Genomic DNA, 24,001 nt, shown 5'->3' with positions numbered 1-24,001 from the left:
TTTCCGGCCTTTGACTTGCCCCGGGACCTGACTCGCGGGCAGTAGCCGCCACAGCTCGGACGAAGTTCCTAGAACGTGGCCCGCAGCGGTTCGCGAGGGTGTTTCCGCGAGCCGGATGGGAGATTCGGGGCACTTGCCGAAACAGACACTCTGTGGTTTATGCAATTGTTGGTCTTGTGGGATTCGCCGTTACCGTCACCCCTGCCTTCGTGGGGCGGGAAGCCGAACTGGCCGAGCTGCGCCAGGCCGCCGAGGCGGCCGCCCGCGGCACCCCCCAAGCGCTGCTCGTGCGGGGCGAGGCGGGCGTCGGCAAGACGCGGCTTGTCGACGAGCTGCTTCGTACGCTCGACGACAAGCGGGCCGTCGTGGCGGTCGGTCGTTGCATCGAGGTCGGCGGCGACGCGTTCCCGTTCGCGCCGTTCACTGCGGCGCTGCACGTCCTGTGGCAGCGGCTACCCGACGAGGTTCAGGAGGCGAGCGCGGGTCAGGAGGCGCTGCTCGCCGGAATCCTGCCGGATCTGGACGCCGGGGCGTCGGTGGAACATCGAAGCGAAGACGTCGGACGGCTCCTCGAACTCACCACGCGGGTCCTGGAACGCCTGGCGTCGAGCCGCCTGGTGGCGCTGGTGATCGAGGATCTGCACTGGGCCGACGCTTCCACGCGCAACCTGCTGGGATACCTGTGCCGCAGCAGGCGCACCGGACGTCTCCTGCTCATCGGAACCTACCGGTCCGACGAGGTCCACCGCCGGCACCCGCTGCGCCCGCTCCTGGCGGAGTTGGACCGGCTCCGGTCGGTACGCCGCGTCGAGCTGACCCGGTTCAGTCGAGTCGAGGTGACCAAGCAACTCGGTGGTCTCTTCGGGGCGCTGCCCGACCCGGTCGTGCTCAACGACATCTTCGCCCGCTCCGACGGCAACGCGTTCTTTGTCGAGGAGCTCGCCCGCGCCTACGTGGAACACCCGGGGGAAGAGCTGCACAACCTTCGGGAGGTGTTGCTGGCGCGGCTCGAGGCGTTGCCGGACACCAGCCAGCGGATCGCCAGGATTGCCGCGGAGAGTGGCGCAGCGATCGGGTATCCGCTGTTGAAGGCCGTGACGGGTCTACCCGAGGACGAGTTGATCGAGGGATTGCGGGCGGCCGTACTCGCCCAGATCCTCGTCCCCGAACCGAACGGATCGGACTATCGGTTTCGCCACTCGCTGGTACGCGAGGCCGTCAGCGACAGCCTGCTGCCCGGCGAGCGAGCCCTGATCAACCGACGGTACGGCGAGGCGCTGGAAGCCGCGCCCTCGCTCGTCCGGCCCGATGAGCTGACCGGCCGCCTCGCCCAGCACTGGTATGCCGCCCACGATGACGCCAAAGCGCTGTACATGTGTGTCCGCGGCGCCGACGAGGCGTGGACCCGATACGCGTACGCCGAGCGGCTGAGCCTGCTGGAACGCGCGCTCGAGCTGTGGGACCGGGTTCCGGATGAGGTACGCGGCACCCTGCCCGCCCTGGGTCTGCCGGAGCGGTACCCGCGCCGCGGGCACGGGGCGGGCGAGGTGGGGCCGGGCCTTCTTGACCTGCTCGCCGCCGCCACCACGGCCGGGTGGCACAGCGGGAATCTCGACCGGTCGCTACACCTGGCGCGTACCGCGCTGGAACTCCTCGCGAGCGAACACGAGCCAGATCCGGTCCGTGCGGCCTGGTTCTGGATGCGCTGTTCCCAACTGGTCCAGGCGTTGAACCGCGGGGATGGGTGGCGGGAGCTGCAAACTGCGCAGGAGTTGGTTGCCGAACTGCCCCCGTCGATGCTGCATGCCGACATCCTGGGGCATATAGCGACCTGGGGGGCGCGGCACCGACCCGGACCGCAGAGCCGTGCCGCGGCCGACCTCGCCGTGACGTACGCCGCCGGCTGCGGCGCCGAGGACCTGGAGCTACGAACTCGCATCACTCTCTGCTGGCTCGACGCCGCGACCGATATCGACGGCACCAGCCTTGCCGACCTGTACGAGGTACGAGATCGTGCCGAGAAGCTGGGCGTGGTCGACCTCATCGGGCGGGTGAACCAGAACCTTCCCTCGATTCTGGAGGGGATGGGCCGCTCCGAGGAGGCGATCCGGACGGCCGATCACGGCATAAAGATGTGTCGCTCGCTCAGCCTGGCCGATGCCGAGGCGTGGGTGCACTGCAACCGGTCGGTCTCGCTGTTCTCGCTGGGCCGGTGGCCGGAGTCGGAGACGGCGCTCGACGAGGCCGCGGCGGTCGCCCAGTCGGACAAGCCACGGGCCGCCATCGTGGGGCGCCGCGCCTACGGCCAGTTGCTACGGGGACATACGACCGAGGCCGCTGACCAGTTGACACTCGCCCGCGAACTCTTCGGTACCGAGGATCTCCAGCCGCAGTTCCTCATCCCGTTGGTCCAGTACATCGTGGAGACCGCGACCCGTCAGGGCGACATCGCCGGCGCTCGAGCCGAGTTCCTACGTATCGCCGCGGCGCTGGCCAACGGGCCGGTGAGCGATGTGCTGCCGGCGCTCTGCGCCGCCGCCGCGATCGAGGCGGACGCATTGTCGGCCGGTACAGGCTCTGCCGAGGTGCTCGCCGCCGTACGCGAGGCCGCCGAACACCTGGAGATCGTGTTTCCCATCTCGCACGCGTTCGCACGTGTCCTGCAGGCCCAGTTGTCGCGGGCGGAGGGAGGCGACGACCCGGGGCGTTGGGCCGCCGCCGTCGCCGCGTTCGAGCCGCTGGAGCGTCCCTACGAGCTGGCGGGCGCACTCTTCGGCGAGGGGCGCGCCCTGCTCGCCGCACACCGGCGCGACGCCGCGGCCGATCGGCTCACCGCTGCACACCGGATCGCCACCGGGCTCGGCGCTCAACTGCTCCTTGCCGACATCGAGGTCCTCGCCGCCCGGGCCGGGATCGCGGCGGCGTTCGTGGCAGACAGCCGGCCGGTGGACGAGCAGGACGCGGAGCACGACGCCGCCGTCTCCTTGGGGCTCACCCCACGTGAGACCGAGGTGCTGCGGCTGGTCGCGCAGGGGTACAGCAACCGCCGGATCGCCGAAGAACTCTTCATCACGCAGAAGACCACGAGCACTCACGTCTCCAGCATTCTCGCCAAACTCGGCGCGTCCAGCCGGACCGAGGCTGCGGCGATCGCGCATCGAGCAGGTCTGGCCGGCGTGGAGTGAGGCGGGCCGGGGTGGGGATGGCGGTCAGCTGTTCTGCTCGGACGAGCGGGCGGCGACCCGTTCGTAGCGCTGCCGGGCCGCCTGCGCGCTGCCCAGACCCAGCCCGTACGCGATGGCCTGCCAGGTGAGCCCCCGGTCGCGGGCCAGCGTCAGCAGGCCGGCCTCCAGGGCGTCCAGCTCGGCGCGGACGTGTGGCAGCAGGGTCAGCGCGGCGGTCAGGTCGGCGGCGTCGATCGGCTCCTCCGCGGGTTCGCGTTCGGCCCCGCCGGCGGCGAGTGCGGTGACCAGGGCGACGGCCTCCCACGGGTCGAGCACGTACGGGTGGGCCCAACGGCCCCGCCGGGTGTCGGTGCCGGCGTGCCGCTCGCTGATCCGCTGTAGCGCCTCGTGGGTGCGGTGGGCACGGGCCCGGCCCGGGTCCGGCGCGGTGAAGAGGTTCTCGGTCGTCATACCCCGAGCACACCCCATCAACGATGCATTGTCAACAAGATGTTGAAGCGGGGCGGCGCGGTCTTGGAGTACCGCCCCGCCCCGCCATGGCTCAGAGGGACAGCTCGAAGCGGTGCTCGTCGGTGAGGGAGTTGCACAACGCGTCGCAGGAGTTGCCGGTCACCACGCCGAACGCCACGCCCGGGGCGAACGGGCGCTCCGTCGCGGTCACGGCGATCCGGACCCTCTGCGTGGTCGCGTCGCAGACCACCTTCCGAATGGTCGTGCCGGTCCGCATCGTGTCCCCGATCGCCTGGGCGACCTTGACGGTCAGGTCGACCGAGGTGCGCTGCGAGCAGGTCAGGGTGACCGGGACGAAGACCGCCGCGCCGCTGGCGTCGATCTTGCCGGTGCCGCTGAGCACGACCGCGGTCAGCGGGGCGCCGTCGACCGCGGCACCCGCCCGCAGCGGGGCGTTGGCACTGGCCGACGGGGCGAGAGCAAGCGTGGCGCCTGCCGCGGCCAGGACGATGGCGACGAGAGGTCGACGGATTCTGCGTACGTTCATGGTGGTTCCTCTCCGGATGCGCCGTCGCGCCCTGCGACGACACTCGTTACACCCGCCGGTCGCGGATCGGGTTTCCGCGGGTGGACGACGAACGGATGAACACCGGAGGGCTTCCGGGTGCCGGCCTGATCCGGCGGCGGGGTCACCGTCCGGATCACCGAGGTCGAGGCGTACGCGGGAAGTGGCGGCGATCCCGCCTCGCACGCCCATCGGGGCCGCACCCCCGCGCAACGCCGTGATGTTCGGCCCCGCCGGGTACGCCTACGTCTACTTCACCTCCGGCATGCAAGTGAGGTTAAGACGTACGTCCAAGATCGTCGGCGATCCAGAATCGCCGCGCCAGATCGTGCGCAGCGGTTACGCCACCACGAGGGCTTGGGTTGTACCGAAGAATCCGTACCATTCGTCGCCGCCGGCGAGGACCTCGCGCAGGCGCCACTGCTTCAAGGTCCAGTTGCCGAAGACAAGATCGAAGTTGTCAGCCATGCCGCGACGCTAGGACGGCATGACTGACATCTCCCGTCAATCGGAAAGGGATAGCTCAGCCGGAAGGGAGAGCTCAGTCGGAAAGGACAGCGGGCGGGATGTTGTGGTTGATCCGGAACAGGTTGGCCGGGTCGTAGCGCCGCTTGATCTCCCGCAGCCGCGGATAGTCCGCGGGAGTCCAGGCCAGCGCCGCGCTCTCGACGGTGGCATCGCTGCCACCGAACAGGAAGTTGAGGTAACGGCGCCCGGTCGACCACGGCGAAAGAGCGTCGATCAACTGCTGCTCATAGCCGTGCAGAGCCGCCGCGTCGGGCGGGCCACCCGCGGCCACCAGGAACACGTTGAACAGCGCGTCGTCGCGGTTTCCGACCGCGTTCGGTACCGTCGGCGGCCGCGACAGCGCACCGCCCATGTGTCGGATCTCGGCCAGCACCAGTGGCGACACGGCCTCCGGACCGGCCAGGCGCAGGAATTCGTCGACCGCCTCAGCCGGCAGCGAGTGCAGCAGGGCGCCGTGCTCGTACAGCGGAAGCGGGTCGATTGGGTCACCGTGGACGGACGCGATCGCCGTGTAGGGCAGCTCGCCGACCGCGTCGATGATCGGCTCGCCGAGGGCCCGGAACGGCGCGATCAGCCGTTCGCCCTCGGCCATGTCGCCGAGGTAGGTGATCCGCAGGTGGGCGACGAGCCGGTCGCGCAGCGGCTCCGGCACGAATGGCAGCGGCGGCAGGTGCAGGAGTCCGACCGAGCCCGACATCTCCTCCGGCAGGTCGGCGGTCCACTCACGGAACATGTGCAGCACCTGCGGCGCCAGTTCGCCGGGGAAGAAGATGCCACCCCCATAGAACGTGCGGATGGGAAAGACGTCGAACTCGATCGCGACCACCACGCCGAAGTTGCCCTTACCGCCGCGCAGCGCCCAGAACAGGTCAGGCTCGGTGTCGGCCGTGACGCGTCGCAGCTCGCCGTCGGCAGTGACGACCTCGAGGGCGGTCACGTGGTCGGCCGCATAGCCATGCTTCCGGCCGAACGGGCCAAGACCACCCCCCAGGGTGTACGACACCACGGTGACCGTCGGCGACGATCCGTTGAGGCCGGCGAGCCCGAATTTGCCGGCCTGCTCGATGAAGTCGGCCCAGCGGACACCCGCCTCGACCCGGGCGGTCCGGGCATTCTCGTCGATGGTCAGGCCGGTCAGCCGCCGGGTGGTGATGAGCACCGAGCCGTCTGAGGACACCGAGCTGCCGTGCCCGGCGCCCAGCGCCGCGACGGGCAGCTCGGTTGCTGCGGCGTAGCGCACGGCGGCCTGGACGTCGGCGGCACTCGTGGCGCCGACGACGACCGACGGCGTGTGCACGACCGTCAGGTTGTAGGTGTGCAGTTCCTCCGTGTAGCCGGGGTCACCGGGCAGGAGTACGGGACCGGTGACGGTTGCCCGCAGGTTGTCGATCACTGGTAGTGCCTTTCGGTTAAAAGCGGAGATCAGAGTGACTGGGTGAGGCCGCCGTCGATGAGGACGTCGGTGCCGGTGACGTTGCCGGCCCGGCTGCTCGCCAGCAGCAGCACCAGGTCGGCGACCTCGTCGGGTCGGGTGAAACGGCCGGTGGCGGTGCCGATGACCGCTCCCTTGGCGACGTCCTCGGGGGTCAGGTTGGCCGCGTCGCCGACGGTCTCGGCGACGCCGCCGGCGCCCAGCCACAGGTCGGTCTCGACCGGGCCGGGGCTGATCGCGTTGACGCGTACGCCTCGGGGCCCTACTTCTTTGGACAGCGCCTTGGAGAAGTTGGACAGGGCCGACTTGCTCGCGCTGTAGTCGATGACGAGGGGATCCGGCAGCGACGCATTGACCGAGCTGACGGTGACGATTGCCCCGCCCTGGTCGAGCAGGTACGGAAGGGCGGCGCGGGTCACCCGTACGGCGGAAATGAAGTTGATGTTGAGGGTTTGCATCCACTCGTCATCGGTGATCGAGAGGAAACCCCCGGTACGCGGATGCACACCGCCGACGTTGTTGACCAGTACGTCGAGGCGGCCACCCAGGATCGGCACTGCCGCTTCGACCAGCGCGGCCGGACCGTCGGGGGTGCTCAGGTCGGCGTTGACCGGGTGCACCGGAAGGGCGGCCAGCTCCGGCGTCGTGGTGCGGGAACCGGCGACGACGGTCGCGCCCTCGGCCGCGAAGGCCCGCACGATCGCCAGCCCGATGCCTTTGCTCGCCCCCGTGACCAGGACTTTCTTGCCCGAAAGAGAGAGATCCATGGGAACCTATCGCAGGAAGGTGAGCAGGCGCTGGGTCATCTCGGCCGGGTGTTCCTCGTAGATCCAGTGACCCGAGTTCGCGATGATCACCGACTCGACGTTGGTGGCGTAGTTCGGGACCTGCTTCTCGAGGGTGTCCTTGAGGCTGTGGTCGGCGGCGATCGCGAGCACCGGCATCGTCAGCTTGTGCTGCTGGTTGACCTCGTTGTCGGCGATGTCGGCCGGGAACGCCCGGAACCACTCGAAGCTCGCCTTGAGGTGCGCGGGGTCCTTCAGGTAGTGCCCGAAGACACGTACGTCGTCGGGGCCGACGCCGTCCTTGACCACCTCGAGGTGGTCGGTGAAGCCCTGCACCCACTGCTCCTCGCGGCCGTGTACCGACTGCTCGGGCAGGCCATTGGTGAGAGTGAAGAACCCGAATTGCCAGGGGCCGGGGCCCTCGGCCGACAGCGCCGGGAACGAGTAGAGGCCCTTGTCGGGGATCGGCGCCTCGCTCAGCACCAGTTTCTTGACCTCGGCCCGGTGAGCGGCGGCGTACGCGTAGGCCACCATCGTGCCGATGTCGTGCCCGACCAGGCGGATGTCCTTGTTGAGCCCGAGCGCGACGAGCAGCCCGTGGATCGAGGCGGCCATCGTCTTCTTGTCGTAGCCGGTGGCCGGGGCGTCGCTCTTGCCGGCGCCGGGCAGGTCGGGCGCGACCACCGTGTAGTGGGCGGAGAGCGCGGGCAGGATCGCGTTCCACTCGTACCAGGTCTCGGGGTAGCCGTGCAGCAGCACCAGCACCGGGCCGTGGCCACCCTTGACGTAGTTGATGCCGTGGACCTTGCGCTCGGTGAACCCGGCTGGCAGACGACTGTCTGCCAAGCCTCGGTCGTGTCCGGCGGCCGCCGACGGAATCGCGAGCGCCAGTACGGCCACGAGCAGCGCCGCGATCTTCTTCACAGGCCCTGCCCCTTCAGCCAGGTCAGCGCGGTCTCGGCAACCTCACGCCAGCCGCTGTCGATGGTCAGCGAGTGGGCTTTGTCCGGGAAGTCGACGATGTCGGTGACGGCGCGCGAGTGGCGGTACTGCTTGAGGGTCGCCCGCACCACGGTCTCGGGAACGGTGTGGTCCTTGCCGCCGGCCATCAACAGCAGCGGGCCCCGCGACTCGTTGCCGGTGTCGACCTTGGCCGGCGAGTGCGGGTTGAAGTTGGCCGCGGCCGCCTCGAACAGCGGCTTGCCGGGGGCCGGGATCGACCACCGGTCGTACAGCTCGCGCGACTCCTGTTCGCTGATCGCGTTACCGAACGCGTACCGGAACTGCTCGGGGGTCAGCGAGACGGCCCGGCTGTTGTTGGCGGGGTTGCCCAGCACCGGGAAACCGGAGCGCAGGGTCGACAGCGGCAGCGGCAGCACGCCCTTGATCTGGGCGGCGTCGACGGCCACCGCGGCGGCACCGAGGTCGAGGCCGAGCAGCTTCTGGGCAATCATGCCGCCGAAGGAGTGCCCGATCAGGATCGGCTTGGTGTCGAAGCCCTCGATGATCCGGGAGTAGTGCTCGACGACGTCGTCGATGCCGTGCCCGGCCAGGGCGTCCGGGTTGGCGCGGGTCTGCTCGACGGTCGCGGCGTCGCCGGGCCAGCCCGGTGCGGTCGCCCGGTAGCCGCGCTCGGAGAACAGGTCGATCCAGGGCTGCCACGACGACGCGTGTAGCCACAGGCCGTGGATGAAGACAACGGGAGAAGTCATGCCCGAAGTGTTCCGCCGAGGCCGCCGGCGTGGCATCTGTCATTCATCTACGGCCCTCCGACCGTGCTCTAGGTCATTACTTAATTGATCAGCTCCGGCGTATCGTCACGGAGTGATCGGGAGGGGCCGCGAACAGGCAACACTGCACGGCCTTCTGGCCGAGGCCGGTGCCCGCGGAAGCGCCCTCCTGGTCAGCGGGGCGGCCGGCATCGGTAAATCGGCTCTCGTCGAAGACGCCCGCGCCCGCGCAGTCGAGCTCGGTTTCCGGGTTCTGACCTGCGCCGGGGTGCAGCGGGAGAGCAGCCCCGCCGGGCTGGCCGGCCTTCAGCAACTGCTGCACGCGGTCGTCGACCGCGCCGGCGCGCTCCCGGAACGTCAGCGCGCGGCCCTGCTCAGCGCGTTCGGCATGGGCCCGAGCACCGCCCCCGAGCAACTGCTGCTGTCGGTGGCGGTCCTCGGCCTGCTGGAGGAGATCGCCGAGGAGCGCCCGCTGCTGGTGATCGTCGAGGACATCCAGTGGATGGATCAGCCGACGGTCGCCATGGTCGGCTTCGTCGGGCACCGGCTCCGGGAGAGCCCGATCGTCATGCTTGTCACTTGCCGCTCGGACGGGCCCGATCCGGTCACCGATCTGGGTCTGCCCGAACTGCCGCTCGGCCGGCTCGCCGAGGCCGACGCCGCGGGCCTTCTGGCCGAGGCCAGCCCGGCGCTGAACCGGGTGCTGCGCGAGCGGGTGCTGCGCGAGGCCGAGGGCAACCCGCTTGCTCTGGTCGAGCTGTCCCGCGGCCTGCTCGACCGAGGGCTGCTCGACTCGTCCAGTCTTCCCGACCGGCTGCCGCTGGGCGTACGGCTGGAGAACACGTTCGCCGATCAGATCGGCGCCCTGCCCACGCCGGTCCAGGAAGTGCTGCTGCTGGCCGCGTGCGGCGACGCCGACGTGGCCGGCGTCGCCGCCGCGGCCGGGCATCTCGGCATCGACGACGCCGAGGATCAGGTGCGGCGGGCCGAGGCGGCCGGAATGGTCCGGGCCACCGGGGGGCGGCTGGCGTTCCGCCACCCGCTCGTTCAATCCGCGGTGTACGGGGGCGCGTCGTTCCCCCGCCGGATCGCCGCCCACCGGGCCCTCGCCGCCGTGCACGCCAGCGACCCGGAACGCTCGGCCTGGCACCGGTCGGCCGCCACCGTCGGCCGGGACGAGCACGTCGCGCGCGACCTGGAGACCGCGGCCGGCCTGGCCCGCAAGCGCGGCAACCTCGGCGCCGCGATGCGCTACCACGAGCGAGCGGCGGAGCTGTCGCCCGACTCGGTCTTGGCCGCCCGCCGGCTGACCCGGGCCGGTGACGACGCCCGGCAGGCCGGTCTGATCGCCGCCACCCTGCGGCTCACCGCCGCGGCCCGCAAGATCACTACCGACCCGGTGGTCCTGGCCCACATCATGATCATCGAAGAGACCCTGGCGCTGCACGCGAACGCCGAGAGCCCGAGCATCGAAGACGTGACGGATACCGCCCGTCGCGTGGCGCCGGTCGACCGGAATCTCGCCGCCACCGTGCTTCTGTTCGCCGCCGTCGAGTGCCGGCTGCGCCCCGACCCCGGCGCCAGCCCAGCGGTCCTCGTCGAGCTGGAAAAACTGGCGCTGGCCGACGATGACCTGCGGATGATGATGGGCCGGGCGTTCCTCGACGCCGAGCGTCACGCCGAACAACTCACCGCCGTCGCCGAACAGATTTCCACCGATATATCGAATATCCCGACTTTCGTCGCGAATGGTTTCGGGTCGGCGGCGGAGTCGGTGCACGACTGGACCGTGGCCGGCCACTGCTGGTCGGCCGCGACCGCCGGCTACCGACGGTCCGGAGCCCTCTCCGATCTGGTCAGTGTGCAGGCCCGGCAGGGGCGCAACCTCCTGGTGCGGGGGCACCTGCCGGAGGCCCTGACCGCGGCCGACGAGGCGTGGCGGCACGGTGCCGATCTCGGCCTGCCGGTCATCGCCGCACACGGTGCCATGCTCACCGCTCACGTGGCCGCCTGGCGTGGCGACGGCTTCGCCGAGGCGCTCACGGCCGCCGACCAGCTCGCCGGAATTGCCCGCGGTGACCTGGCCGCGCTGCGGCATTGGACGCTCGGCCTGGAGGCACTCACCAGCGGACGGAACGACGAGGCCCTCGCCGAGCTGCTCCAGGCGGCCGCCCATCCGGACTTTGCACCGGTGGTCGTCGCCGACCTCACCGAGGCGGCTGTTCGCTGCGGCGCCGCCGATCGTGCCGCTCCGCTCGTCGCCGCCGTCGATCTGCTGATCCGGAGGTTCCCGGCGCTGCTGCCGCGCCTGCTCGTGCACCGCAGCCGCGCCCTGCTCGCCAGCGACACCGACGAGGCCGAGCAGCATTTCCGGGCTGCCCTCGCCCCTGACTTTCCCCTGCAGAGCGCGCGTACCCGGCTGTTGCTCGGCGAATGGCTGCGCCGCCGCCGGCGAGTCGACGCGGCTCGCGACGAGCTGGCCCTGGCCGCGGTCGCGTTCCACCACGCCGGGGCCCAGCCGTGGGCGGCCCGCGCCGAGGCCGGGCTGGCGGGGACCGGCGTCACCGTCGCCCAGGCGGCCCGGTCCGCGGCGCCGGCCCTCACCGCGCAGGAGCTGCAGATCGCCCGTCTCGCCGCCACCGGGTTGTCCAACAAGGAGATCGCCGACCAGCTCTTCCTCTCCCACCACACGGTCGGATCCCACCTGTACCGCGCCTTCCCCAAACTGGGGATCACCAACCGCGCCGCCATCCGGGACGCGCTTGAGGACTTGCCGTGATCGGCCGCGAACGAGAACTGTCCATGCTGCTCGGCCTCCTCGACCACGTGGCCGGCGGAACCGCCGCCACCGTGGTGGTGCGGGGCGAGGCCGGCATCGGCAAGTCGACACTCGTCGGCGACCTGGAGAAGGCGGCCGCCGCAGCCGGCTTCGCCACGCTGGTCACCGCCGGCGTGCAGAGCGAAGCGTCGATCGGCATGGCCAGCCTGCACCAGCTTCTGCACGGTGCCGTCGACCGGATCGACCGGCTGCCTCCGCAGCAGGCCGACGCCCTGCGCAGCGCGTTCGGGCTCGGCCCCGACGTCGCCCCCGACCGGCACCTGCTGTCGGTGGCGGTGCTCGGCCTGCTGGAGGAGCTGGCGGCCGAACGCCCGCTGCTGCTGGTGCTCGAGGACGTGCACTGGATGGACCCGCGGACCGTCGGCATCATCGGCTTCGTCGCCCAGCACCTGGACGAAGCCCCGGCCCTGATCGTCGCCACCGTCCGCGACGGCGCTGCCGACCCGCTCGCCGCGTTGAACCTGCCCGGCCTCGCGCTCGGCCGGCTCTCCGACACCGACGCGGCCCGGCTGCTCACCAGCCTCAACCCGGCGCTCGGCCGCCCGGCCCGCGACCGCATCCTGGCCGAGGCCGAGGGCAACCCCCTCGCCCTGGTCGAGATGACGCGCGGGGTGACCGACGGGGGCCTGGCCGAGGCGATCACGTTGCCGGCCCGGCTGCCGCTGACCAGTCGCCTCGAACAGGCATTCGCCGCCAGCGTCGAACGTCTCCCCCGGCCGACGCAGGATCTGCTGCTGATCGCCGCGGCCAACAGCGAGCCGTGGATTCGCGAGATCGAGGCGGCGGCCAACCGGCTGGACCTGAGCCTCGCCGACCTCGCCCCGGCCGAACAGGCCGGACTCGTCCGCACCACCGGCCGCGAACTGCGGTTCCGCCACCCGCTCGTGCTGTCGGCCGTGTACAACGCGGCCGGCCGGCCGCGGCGGGCCCAGGCCCACCTCGCCTTGGCCGAGGCCCTCAGCGGCGAGGCCGACCAGCCGCGGGCCGCCTGGCACCGGGCGTCCGCCGCGTCTGGCACCGACGACGAGATAGCGGCCGATCTCGATCGGGCCGCGGCGACCCTGATGGCCCGGGGAAACAGTGGCTCCGCCATGCGCACCTGGAAGCGGGCGGCTGAGCTGACCCCGGCCGGCGCGACCCGGGCCCACCGGCTGGCCCGGGCGGCCGACGCCGCGCGGCAGGCCGGACTGGACGCAGCGGCGCTGCAGCTGGCGGCGGAAGCGACCGTCGCCTCCGACGACCCGGCTGTGCTGGTGCGGGCCGGGCTCGTCGAAAGCAATCTCGGCTTGACCACCGGCGGGATCAGCCGCGACCCGCTCGACCTCGGTTCGATCGCCCGCCGGGCCGGCGCCACGGCCACCTCACCGGAGGAGCAGCTGACCGCGCTGACCCTCCTGATCGCCACCGCCATCCGGTGCGCCGCCACGTCGGCCGCCCCGGCCGTGCGGGGACGCGTCGAGCAGGATCTGCGGGCGTTGCCGTACGCGGCCGGCACCGTCTGGGACACGGTGATCGGCGCACTGCTCAACCCGTCCCGTCACGGGCAGTCCGCCGCCGAGCTCCTGCGCGCCGTGCCGGACCCGGTCACCCCCATGTCGGCCCACTGCATGGCCCTGGCCTGTCACATGCCGCACGACTGGGCACTCGCCGTCCGCTTCCAAAGCATCTCGGCCGACCTGTCCCGCCGCACCGGCGCGGCCGGCACGCTGGCCGCCTCCCTCGCCAACCTGGGCCAGGCCCACGCCACCCAGGGCCACCTCGACGACGCCCTCGCCACCGCCGACGAGGGGCGGCGCCTGGCCGCCGACCTCCACCAGCCACTCACGGAGAGCATGGCCAGCGCGATCGTCGCCCACGTCCACGCCTGGCGCGGCGACACCGCCGCGATGACCGCCGCGCTGGAGAGCAGTCGGGCCGTCGACCCCAACGGCCGCGTCGACATCGGCCTGTGGCAGCAGTGGAGCGCCGGCCTGGCCCACCTCGTGGCCGGGCGCCTCTGGGAGGCCCGGGCCCAGTTGGCCGGCGTGTGCGATCTTCCCGGTCTCGGCCTGGTCGCGATCGCCGACCTGGCCGAGGCGTCCGGCCGCGACGTCGGCACCGGCGCACTGGCCGAGCGGCTCGACGTCGCCGAGGAGCACGCCCGCTCGTTCGACAGCCCGCTGATCCGGATGCTCCTGCCGCGCGCTCGCGCCCTCATCTCCGCCGAGCCGGAGGAGTTGTTCGAGGCATCCCTCGCCGTCGTCGGCGCACACGACTATCCGCTGCAGGTCGCCCGCACCGAGCTGGTGTACGGCGAATGGTTGCGCCGCCGTCGCCGCATCGCCGAGGCGCGTACGCGTCTGACCGCCGCGGCGGCGGCCTTCCGGCGGGCCGGTGCCCGTCCGTGGGCCGAGCGGGCCGAGGCCGAGTTGCGCAGCACCGGTCTCGAGGTTTCCCCCGACGCCGGCCCGCGCCACAAGGATCTGACCGCTCAGGAGCTGCAGATCGCGCGGCTCGCGGCGCAGGGCCTGTCCAACAAAGAGATCGCCGACCAGTTGTTCCTTTCGCACCGGACGGTCGGCACTCACCTCTACCGGGTCTATCCCAAGCTGGGCGTGGCCGGGCGGGCCGCGCTGCGCGACGCCCTGACCTGAGTCAATTCCTCCGAGACGTCCCACAGGCGCTGCTGGACGACCTTCGATTCGGGGCTGGACGTGACCTACCGGGGGTGACCGCGGAACTCCCGCACGCCGCTGGGTGCGTAGTACTGCCCGCCGAGGACGGCCCGGTCGGTCGCGGACCGCAGAGTCGGCAGCGCACGGCTCGGTCATCAGCGGCGCCAGCAGGGTGAGCTGCACGCCCAGGAACGCGGCCAGCTTGGACTGGCCGTACGCGCCAACCCGGCTGTACGACCTCTCCACAAGTGCGTCCGTCATTGCCGGCATGCAAGCAGGGTCAGGACATACTTCCAAGATCTTTCTTGCTGCTACGCGGGACGTGGCGGCGGTAGGCGCTGACGGTCGGGTCGCCGGCGATCCAGAATCGCCACGCCAGATCGTGTGCATTGGTCACGCCAACACGAGGACCAGCCACGACGCGCTCGCCCGGGACCGGTTCAGTCGGAGGATGCAGGGTCAGCGGCCCGGTGCCGTCAACCACCGATGTCCCATAGGCCGTCAGTTGCAGGCCAAGCGCCTCGACGAGGCGTGCCGGCCCTGAAGCGAGATCGACGTCGCGCTTCGCCGCAGGCCGCCGAGACCGGGCCAGGTCGACACCACGCACGACCTGCCCCGCGCGCAGGAGAACCGCCGCTGGCTGCCCCACCGGTCCGCAGGTCACATTGGCGCAGGTGTGCAACCCGTATATGCGGTAGAGATAGAGGTGACCCGCCGGCCCGAACATCGCCGCGTTACGCGAGGTCCGCCCTCGATGGGCGTGGCTGGCGGGATCCCCGCCTAGTCCCGCGTATGCCTCGGTCTCGGCAATCCGGATCGTGACGCCGTTGGCAACCGCCAGCCAGCCGAGGAGTTGGCGCGCGGTATCGGCGACCGAAGTGGCGGGAGCGTCAAGCCAGGCGTATGTCACCTGCCAAGGAAAGCAGAAGGCCCGCACGCAAAAAACAGGCCCTACTGCCGCGAGCCGCCGCACGCCGAGCCAACTCGGCCCTTCGTTAAGGGCTGTCCAAGGATTGGGCAGAAAACGAAGAAGTGCCTTCTTGCCAGGGCAAATAGGACTTTGCTGAGGGTCCGAGTTTCGGCGCGCACGACCTGCCTTGGCGGTTCTGGTTGGACGGCGATCCCACGGTCAGCGCGTACCGCCGGCACGTGCCGCGCGTCCGGCGCTGAGCACGCCACCCGGCGTGTGGGCGGGGGAGTCTGTCGGGGGGTGTGGCCATAATCACCGGACCTGCTCACCGACGGTTCGGAGGACGTCATGGCAACAGTGCTCGCGATCGGCACCGCCAAGGGATTGTTTCTCGCCACCAGCACCGACGACCGCCGCAGTTGGGAGATCACCGGCCCGCACTTTCCGATGACCGGTGTCTACGCGGTGGCTGTCGACACCCGTCGTTCCACCCCGCGGCTGCTCGCCGGCATGACCAGCTCACACTTCGGCCCCAGCGTCGCCACCAGCGACGACCTCGGCGCTTCCTGGGACGAGCCCGACGAGGCGCCGGTCGCGTTTCCGGCCGACACCGGCGTCTCCCTCGGCCGGGTCTGGCAGTTGATGCCGGCCGGCCCCGACGAGCCGGACGTCATCTGGGCCGGCACCGAGCCCTCGGCGTTGTTCAAGTCCACCGACGGTGGCCGCAGCTTCGAGCTGGTCCGTTCCCTCTGGGACCACCCGCACCGCCCGCAGTGGGAGGCCGGCTTCGGTGGTCAGGCCGTGCACACAGTGCTGCCCCACCCGCGTGACCCCGCTCGGCTGCTGGTCGCCATGTCCACCGGTGGGGTCTACCGCTCGGAGGACGCCGGGGCGAGTTGGGCGCCGGGCAACACCGGCATCCGCGCCTACTTCATGCCCGACGAGTGGCCGGAGTTCGGCCAGTGCGTGCACAAGGTCGCCCGCGACGCCGGCAACCCCGAGCGGTTGTACGCGCAGAACCACCACGGCGTCTACCGCTCCGATGACGACGGCCGCACCTGGTCCTCGATCGCCGACGGGCTTCCCAGCGACTTCGGCTTCCCGATGGTGGCCCACCCGGGTCGCGGCGGCATGGTGTGGACCTTCCCATTGGTGGCCGACGGCGAGCGGTTCCCGACCGACCACCGCTGCCGGGTGTTCCGTTCGGCCGACGCCGGTGGCAAGTGGGAGCCGCTCTCGGTCGGGTTGCCCGAGGGCCCGTTCTATCCGGCGGTGCTGCGCGACGCGATGTGCGCCGACGACGCGACCCCCGGTGGGGTCTACTTCGGCACCCGCTCCGGCTCGGTCTTCGCCAGCCGCGACGAGGGCGACTCCTGGTCGTCGGTCGCGGCACACCTGCCCGACGTGCTCTGCGTTCGCGCCGCGGAGGTCTGAGCGTGGTCACCGTGCTGCTGCCCGGCCCGCTGCGCGGCGAGGCCGGGGGCGCGAGTCGGCTGAACGTCACCGCCGCCGGGACGCTGCGGGCGGTCCTCGACGAGATGGCCGTCGCGCATCCCCGGCTGGCCCGGCGCATCCGCGACGAGCGCGGCGAGCTGCGCCGCTACGTCAACGTCTTCGTCGACGGGGAAGACTGCCGGCACTCCGGCGGTCTGGCCACCCCGGTCGAGGACGGCGCGGAGGTGCAGGTGCTGCCCTCGGTGGCGGGCGGCTGAGCGGGCCGACACCGAGGGGAGTTCCCGACCCGCTTGTCCGGTTGTGGAGGGTGACCGGCGCCACTGCGGGGCGTCCCGCCGACGGAATAGTTGCGTCGTCAAATAAGTTGTGAGCTGCGTCCGGGTACCACGACGGCATCCGGTTGACACGCGAGGAGCTGGTCATGCAGTTCGGAATCTTCACCGTCGGTGACGTCACTGTCGATCCGACCACCGGTCGGGAGCCGACCGAGCATGAGCGGATCAAGGCGATGGTCGCGATCGCGTTGAAGGCCGAGGAGGTCGGTCTGGACGTCTTCGCCACCGGCGAGCACCACAACCCGCCGTTCGTGCCGTCGTCTCCGACCACCATGCTCGGCTACATCGCGGCGCGCACCGAGCGGCTCCTGCTGTCCACCGCCACCACGCTGATCACCACCAACGACCCGGTGAAGATCGCCGAGGACTACGCGATGCTCCAGCACCTGTCCGACGGCCGGGTGGACCTCATGATGGGCCGCGGCAACACCGGCCCGGTCTACCCGTGGTTCGGCAAGGACATCCGCGCCGGCATCCCCCTGGCCATCGAGAACTACGACCTGCTGCACCGGCTGTGGCGCGAGGACGTGGTGGACTGGAAGGGCAAGTACCGCACCCCGTTGCAGTCGTTCACCTCGACGCCGCGCCCGCTCGACGGCGTGCCCCCGTTCGTCTGGCACGGCTCGATCCGCAGCCCGGAGATCGCCGAGCAGGCCGCGTACTACGGCGACGGCTTCTTCGCCAACCACATCTTCTGGCCCAAGGAGCACACCCAGCGGATGATCGCGCTCTACCGCCAGCGGTACGCGCACTACGGCCACGGCTCCGCCGACCAGGCCATCGTCGGCCTCGGCGGGCAGGTGTTCATGCGCCGCAACTCGCAGGACGCGGTCCGGGAGTTCCGGCCGTACTTCGACAACGCCCCGGTCTACGGGCACGGGCCGTCGCTGGAGGAGTTCACCCGGGAGACCCCGCTGACAGTGGGCAGCCCGCAGCAGGTCATCGACCGCACGCTCGGCTTCCGGGAGTACGTCGGTGACTACCAGCGTCAGCTGTTCCTGATGGACCACGCGGGGTTGCCGCTGAAGACCGTGCTGGAGCAGCTCGACCTGCTCGGCGAGGAGGTCGTGCCGGTGCTGCGCAAGGAGTTCGACGCGCTGCGTCCGGCGCACGTACCGGCGGCGCCGACGCACGCCTCGCTGGTCGCCGCCGCGGGCGGCGCCAAGGACAGCACAGTGCACGCCGTGGACGACGTGACGGGCAAGGCACCGGAGGGGGCGACCCGATGACCCGCCGCACCCTGGCCGTCGTCTCGGCGGGGCTGAGTCAGCCCTCGTCGACCCGGCTGCTCGCCGACCAGCTCGCCGCGGCCACCCGCGACGAGTTGGTCCGGCGCGGCTCCGAGGTGGAGCTGCACGTCGTCGACCTGCGGGAGTACGCCCACGACGTGGTGAACAACCTGCTCACCGGGTTCGCGCCGGCGGCGCTGCGCGAGGTCGTCGACACGGTGACCGGGGCGGACGGGCTCATCGCCGTCACCCCGATCTTCAGCGCGTCGTACAACGGGCTGTTCAAGTCCTTCTTCGACGTGTTGGATTCCGAGTCGCTTGTCGACCGGCCGGTGCTGATCGGTGCGACCGGCGGCACCGCCCGGCACTCGCTGGCGCTGGAGCACGCCGTCCGTCCGATGTTCGCCTACCTCCGGTCGGTGGTCGTCCCGACCGCCGTCTTCGCCGCTCCGGAGGACTGGTCCGACGGCACCGCCGACGGCGCGTTGCGCGCTCGGATCCGGCGCGCCGCCGGGGAGTTGGCCGACCAGATCGATCGCCGGCCACCGGCCACCGGGCCGTCCGACCCGTTCGCCCTCACCACCGACTTCCTGCAGATGCTCGGCAGAGGTGACGACGCGCCGGTCAGCTGACCGGGTGGGCAACCAGCGCCGGTCAGCTGACCGGGTGGGCGACCAGCACCGGGCAGTGCGCGTGCTGGATCGCCGCCTGACTGACCGACCCGAGCAGCAGACCGGTGAACCCGGCCCGGCCCCGGGTGCCCACGACCAGCAGCGACCCCGTGCCGCTGGCCTCGATGAGCCCCTGGGCCGCGCCGGCCGCCCGGACCGGATGCTCCCGTACCACCAGGTCGGGGTGGTCGGCGCGCGCCAGGGCGGAGGCGTCGGCCAGCAGCCGCACCGCCTCGGCCTGGTACGCGGCCTGCGACTCCTCGATCTCCTCCGGCACCGTCCGGCCTCCGTCCGGAGGGCCGACGTGCACCAGCACCAGTGGCACGTCCCGCAGCGCCGCCTCGTCGGCACCCAAGCCGACGGCGAGCCGGGACGACTCGGACCCGTCGACGCCGACCAGCACCGGGCCGTCCACCGGGATCGGCTGCTCGTCCGGGCGGACCACCAGCACCGGGCAGTGGGCGTGCGCGGCCACCTGCGCGCCGACCGAGCCGAGTAGCAGCCCGGTGAAGCCGCCCCGGCCACGGCTGCCCACCACGACCAGCTCCGCCCGGCGGGACTCCTCGATCATGGTGATGCCGGGGCCGCCGGCGACCTGACGCACCTCGACGACCAGGCCGGGCCACCGGCCGGTCAGCTCGGTCGCCGTACGCTCCAACATCTGCTGCGCCTCCTCGGGGGGCACCGGCACCCCGAGGTCGTACGGGTTGAGCGGCACGCCGTAACCGGACGGGTGCAGGTAACCGTGCACCAGGAGCAGCGGTCGGGACCGGAGCAGTGCGGCCCGCGCCGCGTGTTCGGCGGCGACGAGGCTGGACGGCGATCCGTCCACGCCCACCACGACAGGTCGATTCATCGGGACTCCCTGGGTTCGTCAGGCCATTGTCGACCGCGCACCCGCGCCGCGCCGCCGAACGCGCCGGCCGAGAGGTGGCCGGCGCGGACGGGGGCACGACGTTCAGGCGTCCCGGCGGTGCCGGACGATCGCCAGCGGGCTGTGCGAGTGGTGCAGCACCGCGTGGCTCACCGAGCCGAGCAGAGCACCGGCGAGGGCGCCCCGGCCGTGTGCTCCGACCACGGTGAGCTGCGCGGTGGCGGACTGCTGCACCAGCACCCGAGCCGCCGCGCCGTATGCCACACACTGGCGAACCGGCACCTCGGGGTACCGCTGCGACCAACCGGCCAGAGATTCGGCGAGCACCCGCCTCTCGTCGGCGGCCAGCGCGTCGACGTCGTACACCAGCGGCAGGATGTCGCCGGGGCCGGTCGGCGTGGGGGTGAGCCAGGCGTGCACGGCCACCAGGTCGGTGCCGCGTAGCGCGGCCTCCTCGAAGGCGAATGCCAGTGCCTCCGTGGACAGGGCCGAGCCGTCGACGCCGACCAGCACCGGACCGTCGGCGCGCGCCTCACCCTTGACCACCAGCACCGGGCACTCGGCGCGTGCGGAGACCTGCACGGCCACCGAGCCGATCAGCAACTCGGCGAAACCTCCCAGGCCCCGACTGCCGAGCACCAGCAGCGCCGCGTCCCGGGACTGGCCCAGGAGCACCGGCATGGCCGCGCCATCGATCACCACGCCGGTGACGGCGAGTTCCGGCGCGGTCTTGCCGGCCTCGGTCACCGCCTCGGCGACGGTCCGCTCAGCCTCGTGGCGAAGCCCTGCATCGACGGGAGCGCCCGGCCCCGGAATCAGCGGTACGTCGTAGAGCGGCCAGATGAACGCGTGCACCACCCGCAGGGGGCGCTGTCGCACCGTCGCTTCCTTGGCGGCGACCCGCACCGCCTCCAGCGCCGAGGTCGAACCGTCCACCGCCACCACCACGGGAGCACCGGATCTGATGGTCATCATGTCCTCCTTCATCCGTCTTCATCCTCGTGCGAGGTGGGCCCGGCGATCAGGGGCGTACGGCAAGGGACCGGGGGCCGTTGGTCCCGTCACTCGTCACGCCGCGTCAGCGTCACGGCGGGACGACGCCAGCGCCGGCCGGCGCTGCGCCAGCCGCAGCGCCAGCCCGGGTACGACGCTGACCGCCGCGCAGGCCAGCAGCACGCCCGGCCCCAGCGGGTCGGTGCCGAGCAGGTCCCGCAACGGAGCGAACAGCACCCCACCGACCTGCAGCAGCGCTGACGCCGCCCCTGCGACGAGGAGGCCGGGGTTGCCGTGCCGGGCTCCCGGCAGCCGGGGCGCCCGGACCGCCAGTGCCACGCCGAGCTGGGCCAGCCCGAGCACCACGAAGACCACCGACTGCCACGGCAGGCCCCGGTGTGCGGCGAACACGCCGGCTCCGAGCACCACGGCGGCGATCAGCGCGCCGGTGACCAGGACGTCCCGGCCGAGCCCGGCGCCGAGCACCGACTCCTGGGGCGAGCGGGGCGTCCGGCGCAGGGTGCCGGGTTCGGCCGGCTCGGCACCGAGGGCCACCCCGGGCACCCCGTGGGTCAGGAGGTTGACCCAGAGGATCTGTGCGGGTTGCAGTGGTACGGCCAGCCCGAACAGCGGGCCGATGAGCATCACCAGGATCTCGGCCACCCCGCCGGAGAGGGCGTAGCGCAGGAACCGGCGGATGTTGTCGTAGATGCGGCGGCCCTCGCCGATGGCGGCGGCCACTGTGGACAGGTCGTCGTCGACGAGGACCAGGTCGGCGGCCTGCCGGGCGACCTCGGTGCCGCCACCCATCGCCACCCCGATGTCGGCGCGCCGGAGCGCCGGGGCGTCGTTCACCCCGTCACCGGTCATCGCCACCACCTCGCCACGGGCCTGTAGGCCGGCGATGATGTCGAGTTTCTGTTCTGGCTGGGTCCGGGCGAAGACCCGGGTGTCCGGGTGCGCCGTCTGGTCGTCGTCGCCACTGGCGAGGGGGTCGCCAACACGCCAGAGGCCGAGCTGACCACCGATCGCCGCGGCCGTGGCCGGGTGGTCGCCGGTGATCAGCAGCAGCCTTACGCCGGCGGCGTCGAAGCTGTCGGCGATCTCCGGGGCACCGACGCGCAGGGGGTCGCCGACAGCGACCAGCCCCACCGGACGCAGCCCGGTGGGTGCGGCGAGGTTGGGCATCCGGTCCACCAGGGCGGTCGCGACGGCGAGCACCCGCAGCCCTTCGGCCGCCAGCCGCTGCGCGGTGGTGGTCAGTTCGGCGATCTCTTCGGCGGTGGCGTCGACCAGGGGCGCGCCGAGGATGCTCTCCGGTGCGCCCTTGCAGACCACCAGGTAACGCTGGTCGCAGGAGCGGTGCACAGTGATCATCCGGCGTTGTGCCTGGTCGAAGGGGTGCTCAGCGATCCGGGGCCAGGCGGCGCGGGTGGTCTGTGGGTCGAGGCCGCAGCGGGCCGCGAAGGCGACCAGCGCCGCTTCCAGGGGGTCACCGACAGCAGCCCAGTCGGATCGTTCGTCATCTGGGGGTGACAGGGCGGCGTCGTTGCAGAGCAGCCCGGCTCGCGCCAGTCGGCGCAGCCCCTCCGGTACGGCCACCGGCGCGCCGTCCCGGTGCACTGTGCCGTACGGGGCGTATCCGGTGCCGGTGACTCCATAGCGGGCACCGTCGGACGTGACCACCTGCTGTACCGCCATGCGCCCCTCCGTGAGGGTGCCCGTCTTGTCGGAGGCGATCACGGTCACCGAGCCGAGCGTCTCGACCGCGTGCAGTTGGCGCGGGATGGCGTGCGCGGCGGCCATCCGGCGCGCGCCCAGCGCCAGCGCCAGGGTCACCACCGCCGGCAGCGACTCGGGTACCGCCGCGACGACCAGGCTCACCGCCGTGATGGCCATGTCGACCACCGGCCGACCGCTGAGCACTCCGATCACGAAGACCAGCCCCGACAGCCCGACCGCGACCACTCCGAGCGTGCGGCCCAGGGCGGAGAGCCGGCGTTGCAGGGGCGTGGCTGCGGGCCGCGTGCCCGCCACCAGGGTGCTGATCCGGCCCAACGCGCTCGCCGGCCCCGTCCGGAGCACGGTGCCGTCCGCGCGTCCGGTGGTGACCACCGTCCCGGCCAGCGCCTCCTGACTGACGGTCCGCCCCACCGGTACCGATTCTCCACTCAACGCGGATTCATCCAGTTGCAGCCGGTTCGCCTCGACCAGCAGCAGGTCGGCCGGCACGATGTCGCCGGCCTCGATCCGGACGAGGTCGCCGTGGACCAGGTCTGCGGCGGGGACGGCCAGGTCACGGCCGTCACGGACCACCCGCGCGGTGGGGGCGGCGAGCTGGCCCAGGGCTGCGATGGCACGGTCCGCGCGGATCTCCTGCACGACACCGATGATCGTGTTCACCAGCACGACCAGGACGATCACCGCGGTGTCCGGGTAGTCGCCGAGGACCGTGGTCACCACCGCGGCGGCGAGTAGCAGGGCCACCAGTGGGTCGGTGAGCTGGTGCAGCACCCGTACGGCCGCATGCCGGCGCGGCGGCGGCGCCACCGCGTTGGGTCCGTTCGCCCGCAGCCGGGCGGCGGCCTCTGCCGCGTTGAGCCCTCCCGCGACGGGCACATCGATCGTGCCCTCCAGCGTCCCGCCCGGACCGCCGGTCTTCGCCACCAGTGACCTCCCCGTCCCGCGCGGCGCGTCACCGGCACGCCGTCCGTCTCACCATCCCGCTGCGTGATCACGCCGGGCAGAGGCGTTGCGCCCGAGGGGCTCGGGACCAAAGACCCGCGCTGGACATCGACATCCCGGACCCCGGGTAGTACGTAAATACGTTAGTGCGTATTATCGACGCATGACCACCATGGAGTCGCGGCTCGCCGCGTTGGAGACGCAGGTCGCCGCGTTGTGCGAACGACTGACGGCGGAGCCACCAGCGCCGCCCGCATCCGAGGGCACGTTCTGGGCCCTTGACGGGCTCAAGCAACGACTGCCGGCCGACGGCACAGGCGCGGTCCTCTATACCGGCACCGTCCGCGTCGCCGGCCAGCACTACGACTGGCAGTACGGCCGCACCGTCGACGACCTGCTCGCCAACGACTGGACCGAACTGGCCGGCACCCTCTCCGCGTTGGCCCACCCCGTGCGGCTGCGGCTGCTGCGGGAGATCCTCGGCGGCCGGCAGAGCACCAGCGAGCTGGCCGAGATCGACGAGTTGGGCACCACCGGCCAACTGCATCACCACCTGCGCCAGATCACCGCCGCCGGTTGGCTGCGCAGCGCCGGCCGAGGACGCTACGCGGTCCCGGCAGAACGAGTGGTGCCACTGCTGGCCATCCTCACCGCCGCCGGCCGCTGACCAGACGCGGCTCG

General features: G+C 71.7%; 19 protein-coding genes and 2 pseudogenes. 10 read left to right on the top strand and 11 right to left on the bottom strand.

Annotation, left to right across the window (positions count from 1 at the left end):
- The first annotated feature begins 176 nt into the window (after positions 1-176).
- Entirely contained in the window at positions 177-3,185 is a 3,009-nt protein-coding gene (locus tag OH804_RS16060) for an AAA family ATPase (RefSeq protein WP_406066152.1), read from the top strand.
- 24 nt (positions 3,186-3,209) lie between these two features.
- On the opposite strand, the gene OH804_RS16055 is transcribed toward OH804_RS16060, so the two are convergent.
- Both OH804_RS16055 and OH804_RS16050 read right to left on the bottom strand, forming a co-directional pair.
- A complete protein-coding gene (locus OH804_RS16055; RefSeq protein ID WP_406066150.1) occupies positions 3,210-3,635 on the bottom strand; it encodes a DNA-binding protein in 426 nt (141 codons plus the stop codon).
- A 91-nt stretch (positions 3,636-3,726) separates the two neighbouring features.
- Complete coding sequence (locus OH804_RS16050) at positions 3,727-4,182, bottom strand: hypothetical protein (RefSeq protein WP_406066148.1); 456 nt, start codon at positions 4,180-4,182, stop codon at positions 3,727-3,729.
- Positions 4,183-4,311: 129 nt separating this feature from the next.
- Here OH804_RS16050 and OH804_RS16045 point away from each other — a divergent pair.
- Positions 4,312-4,552: pseudogene (locus tag OH804_RS16045) on the top strand (DNA-3-methyladenine glycosylase); the annotation flags it as partial.
- On the opposite strand, the gene OH804_RS16040 reads toward OH804_RS16045, so the two are convergent.
- The 5 genes from OH804_RS16040 to OH804_RS16020 form a co-directional block, all read right to left on the bottom strand.
- Positions 4,540-4,668, bottom strand: a complete 129-nt coding sequence (locus OH804_RS16040; RefSeq protein WP_406066146.1) for a hypothetical protein — start codon at positions 4,666-4,668, stop codon at positions 4,540-4,542. The pseudogene OH804_RS16045 and the gene OH804_RS16040 sit on opposite strands and share 13 nt — an antisense overlap.
- Before the next feature lie 73 nt (positions 4,669-4,741).
- On the bottom strand, positions 4,742-6,121 hold the full coding sequence (locus tag OH804_RS16035; RefSeq protein WP_406066144.1) for an FAD-binding oxidoreductase: 1,380 nt from the start codon (positions 6,119-6,121) through the stop codon (positions 4,742-4,744).
- Between the two features lie 29 nt (positions 6,122-6,150).
- Positions 6,151-6,927, bottom strand: coding sequence for an oxidoreductase (locus tag OH804_RS16030; RefSeq protein WP_406066142.1), 777 nt, complete (start codon positions 6,925-6,927; stop codon positions 6,151-6,153).
- 6 nt (positions 6,928-6,933) lie between these two features.
- On the bottom strand, positions 6,934-7,869 hold the full coding sequence (locus tag OH804_RS16025) for an alpha/beta fold hydrolase (protein WP_406066140.1): 936 nt from the start codon (positions 7,867-7,869) through the stop codon (positions 6,934-6,936).
- Positions 7,866-8,657, bottom strand: coding sequence for an alpha/beta hydrolase (locus OH804_RS16020; RefSeq protein WP_406066138.1), 792 nt, complete (start codon positions 8,655-8,657; stop codon positions 7,866-7,868). The genes OH804_RS16025 and OH804_RS16020 overlap by 4 nt, the downstream gene beginning before the upstream one ends.
- Before the next feature lie 112 nt (positions 8,658-8,769).
- Between OH804_RS16020 and OH804_RS16015 the strand changes: the two genes are divergently transcribed.
- Positions 8,770-11,454 (top strand): AAA family ATPase, encoded by a 2,685-nt coding sequence (locus OH804_RS16015; RefSeq protein ID WP_406066136.1) that lies wholly within the window; start codon positions 8,770-8,772, stop codon positions 11,452-11,454.
- Positions 11,451-14,147, top strand: a complete 2,697-nt coding sequence (locus OH804_RS16010) for an ATP-binding protein (RefSeq protein ID WP_406066134.1) — start codon at positions 11,451-11,453, stop codon at positions 14,145-14,147. The genes OH804_RS16015 and OH804_RS16010 overlap by 4 nt, the downstream gene beginning before the upstream one ends.
- A 301-nt stretch (positions 14,148-14,448) precedes the next feature.
- On the opposite strand, the gene OH804_RS16005 is transcribed toward OH804_RS16010, so the two are convergent.
- Complete coding sequence (locus OH804_RS16005; protein ID WP_406066132.1) at positions 14,449-15,078, bottom strand: DNA-3-methyladenine glycosylase; 630 nt, start codon at positions 15,076-15,078, stop codon at positions 14,449-14,451.
- A gap of 170 nt (positions 15,079-15,248) precedes the next feature.
- On the opposite strand from OH804_RS16005, the pseudogene OH804_RS16000 reads away from it, so the two are divergent.
- From OH804_RS16000 to OH804_RS15980, 5 genes and pseudogenes are all read left to right on the top strand, one after another.
- A pseudogene (locus OH804_RS16000) lies at positions 15,249-15,338 on the top strand (3-methyladenine DNA glycosylase); the annotation flags it as partial.
- 88 nt (positions 15,339-15,426) lie between these two features.
- Positions 15,427-16,512, top strand: coding sequence for a WD40/YVTN/BNR-like repeat-containing protein (locus OH804_RS15995; RefSeq protein WP_406066130.1), 1,086 nt, complete (start codon positions 15,427-15,429; stop codon positions 16,510-16,512).
- A gap of 2 nt (positions 16,513-16,514) precedes the next feature.
- Positions 16,515-16,790 carry a ubiquitin-like small modifier protein 1 gene (locus OH804_RS15990; RefSeq protein WP_196922357.1) on the top strand — a complete coding sequence of 92 codons (276 nt, stop codon included), beginning with the start codon at positions 16,515-16,517 and terminating at the stop codon, positions 16,788-16,790.
- Between the two features lie 164 nt (positions 16,791-16,954).
- On the top strand, positions 16,955-18,097 hold the full coding sequence (locus tag OH804_RS15985) for an LLM class flavin-dependent oxidoreductase (RefSeq protein WP_406066127.1): 1,143 nt from the start codon (positions 16,955-16,957) through the stop codon (positions 18,095-18,097).
- Positions 18,094-18,729 carry an FMN reductase gene (locus OH804_RS15980; RefSeq protein WP_406066125.1) on the top strand — a complete coding sequence of 212 codons (636 nt, stop codon included), beginning with the start codon at positions 18,094-18,096 and terminating at the stop codon, positions 18,727-18,729. Before OH804_RS15985 ends, OH804_RS15980 begins: the two co-directional genes overlap by 4 nt.
- A 22-nt stretch (positions 18,730-18,751) precedes the next feature.
- Here OH804_RS15980 and OH804_RS15975 read toward each other — a convergent pair whose 3' ends face one another.
- The 3 genes from OH804_RS15975 to OH804_RS15965 all read right to left on the bottom strand — a co-directional run bounded on the left by OH804_RS15975 (position 18,752) and on the right by OH804_RS15965 (position 23,302).
- Positions 18,752-19,624 carry a universal stress protein gene (locus tag OH804_RS15975; protein ID WP_406066123.1) on the bottom strand — a complete coding sequence of 291 codons (873 nt, stop codon included), beginning with the start codon at positions 19,622-19,624 and terminating at the stop codon, positions 18,752-18,754.
- A gap of 102 nt (positions 19,625-19,726) precedes the next feature.
- Positions 19,727-20,614, bottom strand: coding sequence for a universal stress protein (locus OH804_RS15970; RefSeq protein ID WP_406066121.1), 888 nt, complete (start codon positions 20,612-20,614; stop codon positions 19,727-19,729).
- Between the two features lie 96 nt (positions 20,615-20,710).
- A complete protein-coding gene (locus OH804_RS15965; RefSeq protein WP_406066119.1) occupies positions 20,711-23,302 on the bottom strand; it encodes a cation-translocating P-type ATPase in 2,592 nt (863 codons plus the stop codon).
- A gap of 181 nt (positions 23,303-23,483) precedes the next feature.
- Between OH804_RS15965 and OH804_RS15960 the strand changes: the two genes are divergently transcribed.
- Positions 23,484-23,987: an ArsR/SmtB family transcription factor gene (locus OH804_RS15960; RefSeq protein ID WP_406066117.1), complete on the top strand. Its 504-nt coding sequence runs from the start codon at positions 23,484-23,486 to the stop codon at positions 23,985-23,987.
- The last annotated feature ends 14 nt before the right edge of the window (positions 23,988-24,001 follow it).

This window comes from Micromonospora sp. NBC_00860 (genome assembly GCF_045207375.1).
Classification (GTDB): Bacteria; Actinomycetota; Actinomycetes; order Mycobacteriales; family Micromonosporaceae; genus Micromonospora; species Micromonospora vinacea.
Note: the sequence above shows the minus strand (reverse complement) of the source record. Positions and strands in the feature narration are given on the sequence as shown.

Coding starts and splice junctions, on each gene's coding strand:
- OH804_RS16055 (WP_406066150.1), bottom strand. CDS start 3,635: ATGACGACCGAGAACCTCTTCACCGCGCCGGACCCGGGCCGGGCCCGT.
- OH804_RS16050 (WP_406066148.1), bottom strand. CDS start 4,182: ATGAACGTACGCAGAATCCGTCGACCTCTCGTCGCCATCGTCCTGGCC.
- OH804_RS16040 (WP_406066146.1), bottom strand. CDS start 4,668: ATGGCTGACAACTTCGATCTTGTCTTCGGCAACTGGACCTTGAAGCAG.
- OH804_RS16030 (WP_406066142.1), bottom strand. CDS start 6,927: ATGGATCTCTCTCTTTCGGGCAAGAAAGTCCTGGTCACGGGGGCGAGC.
- OH804_RS16020 (WP_406066138.1), bottom strand. CDS start 8,657: ATGACTTCTCCCGTTGTCTTCATCCACGGCCTGTGGCTACACGCGTCG.
- OH804_RS15995 (WP_406066130.1), top strand. CDS start 15,427: ATGGCAACAGTGCTCGCGATCGGCACCGCCAAGGGATTGTTTCTCGCC.
- OH804_RS15985 (WP_406066127.1), top strand. CDS start 16,955: ATGCAGTTCGGAATCTTCACCGTCGGTGACGTCACTGTCGATCCGACC.
- OH804_RS15980 (WP_406066125.1), top strand. CDS start 18,094: ATGACCCGCCGCACCCTGGCCGTCGTCTCGGCGGGGCTGAGTCAGCCC.
- OH804_RS15975 (WP_406066123.1), bottom strand. CDS start 19,624: ATGAATCGACCTGTCGTGGTGGGCGTGGACGGATCGCCGTCCAGCCTC.
- OH804_RS15970 (WP_406066121.1), bottom strand. CDS start 20,614: ATGACCATCAGATCCGGTGCTCCCGTGGTGGTGGCGGTGGACGGTTCG.
- OH804_RS15960 (WP_406066117.1), top strand. CDS start 23,484: ATGACCACCATGGAGTCGCGGCTCGCCGCGTTGGAGACGCAGGTCGCC.